This is a genomic window from Betaproteobacteria bacterium (assembly GCA_009377585.1).
Lineage (GTDB): Bacteria > Pseudomonadota > Gammaproteobacteria > Burkholderiales > WYBJ01 > WYBJ01.
Genome location: WHTS01000021.1, coordinates 12,381 through 15,806, shown reverse-complemented (window position 1 = coordinate 15,806; position 3,426 = coordinate 12,381). Strand labels below are relative to the sequence as shown.

Annotated in this window: 4 protein-coding genes; all 4 read right to left on the bottom strand. The window is 63.4% G+C overall.

Annotated features, from left to right (window positions below; all coding sequences use genetic code 11):
- Nucleotides 1–514 precede the first annotated feature (514 nt).
- Nucleotides 515–1,195, bottom strand: a complete 681-nt coding sequence (locus GEV05_09575; GenBank protein MPZ43635.1) for an HPF/RaiA family ribosome-associated protein — start codon at nucleotides 1,193–1,195, stop codon at nucleotides 515–517.
- Nucleotides 1,196–1,294: 99 nt separating this feature from the next.
- Nucleotides 1,295–1,603, bottom strand: coding sequence for a DUF3467 domain-containing protein (locus GEV05_09570; GenBank protein MPZ43634.1), 309 nt, complete (start codon nucleotides 1,601–1,603; stop codon nucleotides 1,295–1,297).
- Nucleotides 1,604–1,792: 189 nt separating this feature from the next.
- Entirely contained in the window at nucleotides 1,793–2,848 is a 1,056-nt protein-coding gene (locus GEV05_09565) for an efflux RND transporter periplasmic adaptor subunit (GenBank protein MPZ43633.1), read from the bottom strand.
- A gap of 6 nt (nucleotides 2,849–2,854) precedes the next feature.
- Complete coding sequence (locus tag GEV05_09560; GenBank protein MPZ43632.1) at nucleotides 2,855–3,388, bottom strand: hypothetical protein; 534 nt, start codon at nucleotides 3,386–3,388, stop codon at nucleotides 2,855–2,857.
- Between the last annotated feature and the right edge of the window lie 38 nt (nucleotides 3,389–3,426).

Below are 3,426 nucleotides of genomic sequence, written 5' to 3'. Positions count from 1 at the left end.
GACTCAATCCCCCGTCCTGCGTTTCACAACTTCTTTTTTTCAAGCTAGCACGCTGCTCGGCTCGCTTCAAGTGAACTGATCGGCACAACGTGACGTTTTTCTGCTGACCGTGTGAGCATTCGACTTTCGTCGTTCAGAAAATGAATGGGTTACGCAGCCGACTGTACTGAAGTCGTAGTCACCGTCGGCTGCCTGCGTGCGAGCATCGCAGCGCCATGCAAACGCAGCCGATGCCGAGATCGTAACGGGGGCGGGAGATCAGAGAAGGCGTTGGGTCGACGCTGAAGGCGGCGAAGAGAAAGCAGTCTTGCGCGCGCCTGGTATTTTCGCAGTGCGCGCGCGCACGCGCGTGCGCGTTGCAACCTGCGGGCCCGTGTGGCGCGCGCTCCGAGGCACACGCTCGCACGTTGGCGTTGCCTTGCTGTCAGCGAGGTTTGCCGCCGACGATGCGCGGCAGCTATGCCGTCGCTCGAGTCGGGGATTGGTTGCTGCAATCCCGATTGGGTGCAGGCGCCTAGATGATGCTCACGACGTGCAGGCTGCTCGCCTGGGGTCCTTCGTCGCCTTCTTCTTCGCTGAATCGAACTTCGGTTCCCACCGCGATGCGCTCGAAGTCGTCGTTGAGCACGCTGTTGCGATGGAAGTAAATCTGGCGGTTGTCGTCCACCGTCCGCAAAAAACCGTAACCATCCTCCGCGAAGAGCTTGTCGACGATGCCACGCGCCTGGCCGTCGGCGGCGTGGACCTTCTGCTCGTTGCGGCGCAGCGCCGCCGTCCGTTTCAGTTGCCGCTCGATCGCTCCGAACGCGGCATTGATGACCGCGGGCAGCTGAGTCGCCATGTCGACGATCTCCTTCTGCTTGGTTGCGGCCAGATCGTGCTGCGGCGGAATACGAACCTCCACCGTGACGCTATAGACATTGCCTTTGCGGTGCGAGCCTTGTTCCTGCTTCAGCGCCACGTGACAGCGCGTGATGCCCTGCGCGAATCGTTCCAGCTTGCCCGAGCGCTCGGCGATATAGTTCTCGATCCACTCGGACCGATCCACGGCGTTGAAGATGATCTCGGGGACAAGCTGGGATCCGGGTGCATTGGAGCCGGAACGCGTTTCACCTCGGCGCATGGGGGCCTCCGCTATAGAATGCTCTGCCTGGGCCATCGGGCCTTCCGCCCCGACCTTGCTTGCACGAGCCATTCCCGTGCGCCCTGGCCTTGGCCGCCCAAGGCAGCGCGCACAAGCCCCCGCCGTGAATCGAGCCGCGTTCGCTCGATCCTCGCGCGCAGCCGATCGGTCCTAACCGTTCAGCGCACCGTAGCGCGTCTCGTACTCCTTGATCAGACGCGCGAGCAGATCGCTCAGGCGCTTGGCCGCAAACGGGCTCAGAATGATTCGGTGTTCCAGCTGAACCTCGAAGTCGCCCGCGCCGCGGTCCCAATTCTGGTTGACCCCGAAGTTCAGCACCACCTCTTCGCGGGTGCTGGTCGCATTCGCGACGTTGCAATACGAGCTCTTCAGGTGGCTGGTATTCCAGCTGACGCGTGCCGCGCTGGGTTCCGCGCGCTGTGCCGATTCCTTTTCCGTTGCTTCCGGTGCCTTTGCCATGCCATCTCCCTTCGATTGAACAAAACGAACTCACACGCACATCGGCCGCAACACGCGTAATGCGTGCTGACGTCGCTGCCTACGCCGCCAGTGTAATCCCCAGGCCCGGGCCTGGATCGTCTGCGCAGCCGGCCCCGTCTGGCTGCTTGTTTGGCTGCTTGCGTTTGGCTGCTTGTGTTTGGCTGCTTGTTATCGCGCCGGCCGCGGCTGCACAGCACCTCGCGGGGAAGTCTGTACGGTCGGTTTCGGCGTACGGCGCCCGCCGTTGGTATCGGCGCCGATATTCGGGAAGCTTGCCTTGCAGCGAATTCCCGCGGGGATCTTCCGGTCCTTGTTCTGCATTTCGAGACGAACGCCGAACGTGCCGCTGGCGGCGTCGAGCACGATATCGACGACCTTCACGGTCGCGCGGAGACGCGTGCCGGCCGGAACCTCCGGCAGGATCGCCACCGACTGCCCGCGCTGCACTTGCCCGTAGGCCTCGACGGGGAGGAGGACTTCCGCGTAAAGTACGTCGATCTCCGCAAGCTTCATGAGAGGCTTCCTGCCGACACCCGCTTCGGCGAACTCGCCCGGATGCAGTATGCGCTCGGTGACAACCCCGGCGATGGGACTGCGGATCGTCTTGAGCCGGATGATCTCTTGCTGGCGCTGGTATTCGAGCTTCGCGAGCATGCGATTGTCGGACGCATCGCGAAGCTCCGCTTCCGCCAGCGCCTTCTCGGTGGCCGCTTCGTCGCGCGCCTGCTCGGACATGAACTTGTCGCGGTGCAGTTCCTCGATCCGCCGTGCCTTGCTGGAGCTGAATTCGACGCGCGACTTGCCGGCGATCACGGCCCCTTCCATTTGCGAACGTTGCTTGGCGATCGCGGCCTGGATCTGCTCGACGGAGGTATCGAGCACAGCCACTTCCTGACCCTTTCGGACGAAATCGCCACGATCGACGTTCATGCGATCGATCAACCCTTCGAGCGGGCTGCGCAGCTCGATCACCTGCTTGGGCTCGATGACGCAGTCGAACTCGGCGGCTGTAGCATGCAATCCGGCACCTGCCAGCACCAGCACGACGCTCAGCCGTTTCATTGCAGCGCGCATGTCGCAACGGTGCCGGACGGATGCCGCGCTCGATTCATCCACAATGCCCATCGCGTTGTTCATCGACGGCCGGACAATCCCGGCCGCGCGATACTCCCTTTGTTGTGTCGGGCCGCAGGCGTTCGCCGCGGCCCGACCGGCGGATGACATTATGCATCACGCACGATCGACGGCCTGCCTCCGCCACCAATTCTCGAGCCAGCCGAGGTTGCCGCCGACGGCAACGATCTCCTGCAGGACTTCGGGCAGCGGCAAGAAACGCTGCTCCAAGCCGCGCGTGCGGTTGACCCAAAGGCCTCGGGCGAAATCGACCTCGAGCTCGTCCCCGGTGGCACACAACTCGGTGACGCCGCTACAGTCGGTCAGCACACGCACGCCGCAACCGATGGCGGCGCGATAGCCAAGATAGGGCATGGATTCGCAGACGAGGCCCAGACCCAGCGCCTGCATCGCGATGTAGCCGTTCATCTTCGGCCCCATGCCGAACTTGCGCCCGGCGACGATGATGTCGCCGGCGTGCGCACGCTCGTGAAAGCCCGGATCGGTTTCCTCGAAAAGATGAGGAACGAGCTTCTTCGGATCGAATTCTCGACTCGTGATGAGCCGATCGGGAATCACGCCGCCGGCATGCGGCACGTTGTGGCCGAGCCGGTAGCAGCGGCCTTGCAGAAGCCACGAGAACGCAGTCATGAGCGCCGCCGAGCGCCTGGTCGCAAGCGGCCGAAGCG

What these genes read in the sequence shown, in the direction of transcription:
- GEV05_09575 (MPZ43635.1), bottom strand. Translation starts at nt 1,195, where the DNA reads ATGGCTCGTGCAAGCAAGGTCGGGGCGGAAGGCCCGATGGCCCAGGCA.
- GEV05_09565 (MPZ43633.1), bottom strand. Translation starts at nt 2,848, where the DNA reads ATGTCATCCGCCGGTCGGGCCGCGGCGAACGCCTGCGGCCCGACACAA.
- GEV05_09560 (MPZ43632.1), bottom strand. Translation starts at nt 3,388, where the DNA reads ATGACTGCGTTCTCGTGGCTTCTGCAAGGCCGCTGCTACCGGCTCGGC.
- GEV05_09570 (MPZ43634.1), bottom strand. Translation starts at nt 1,603, where the DNA reads ATGGCAAAGGCACCGGAAGCAACGGAAAAGGAATCGGCACAGCGCGCG.